This is a genomic window from Pseudomonas sp. Q11, from assembly GCF_024494355.1.
Taxonomy (GTDB): domain Bacteria; phylum Pseudomonadota; class Gammaproteobacteria; order Pseudomonadales; family Pseudomonadaceae; genus Aquipseudomonas; species Aquipseudomonas hefeiensis.
This window is the reverse complement of sequence record NZ_JAKNQY010000069.1, coordinates 1-802: the sequence shown is the minus strand read 5'-3', so window position 1 is coordinate 802 and position 802 is coordinate 1. Positions and strand designations below refer to the sequence as shown.

Annotated in this window: 1 pseudogene; it reads right to left on the bottom strand. The window is 66.6% G+C overall.

The features are described 5' to 3' along the window. A pseudogene (locus tag MA884_RS27775) lies at positions 1 to 802 on the bottom strand (type IV secretion protein Rhs); the annotation flags it as partial.

Sequence of the window (802 nt, the reverse complement as noted above, 5' to 3'; positions counted from 1 at the left end):
TTGAGGCGACGGCTGATCAGGTGCAGGTCGTCGGCGTATTCATAGCGGGTGGTCCGTCCCAGCTCATCGCGCTCGGCGGTGACTTTGCCGTAGGCGTTGTAGCGCCAGGCGCGGGTCGCGCCACTCGGCAAGGTGGTTTCGAGCAGGCGGCCTACCGCGTCCCATTGGTAGTGCGTGAGGGCGCCGTGTTCGTCCTGGCGGGTCAGCAAACGCCCCAGGGCGTCGTAGGAAAAACACCGTTGGCTGCTGTCGGGCAGGGTTTCTTCTGTCAGGTGGCCCAGGTTATTGCGGGTAAACCGGTGCTCGCTGCCGTCGGGGTAACGGATCGCCAGCAATTGCCCTTGGGCGTCGTAGGCATAACCGGTGCCCTGGCCGTGCGGATCGATGACCTCGATCACATCACCCTGGGCGTTGCGCCGGTATTGCCACACGGCCTTGCCGCGCGAACGGGCGTGCAGGAAACCGTTGCGGTATTCGTAGGACGTCGGTTCATCGTCTGGCGGAATCAGCGCCACCAGCCGTCCGGCTTCGTCGTAGCGGTATTCGGTGACGGCGCCCAGCGGGTCCTGTTCGGCGATCAGCCGGCCCTGTGGGTCATAGGCCTTGAGGTGCTCGCCGCCATCGGGCTCGACCTTGTGCACCAGCCGCGCCCGCTCGTCGTGGACGTACACCTCCTGGCTGCCATCCAGGTGCTGGACCGTGACCTGCCCGTCCTCGCCCCAGGTGTAGCGGGTGTCCATTTGCGCGAACGAGGCCCAGTGCCGCACGCAGCGGGCCGCGCGCCCTGCCCCTTGCCATTCCC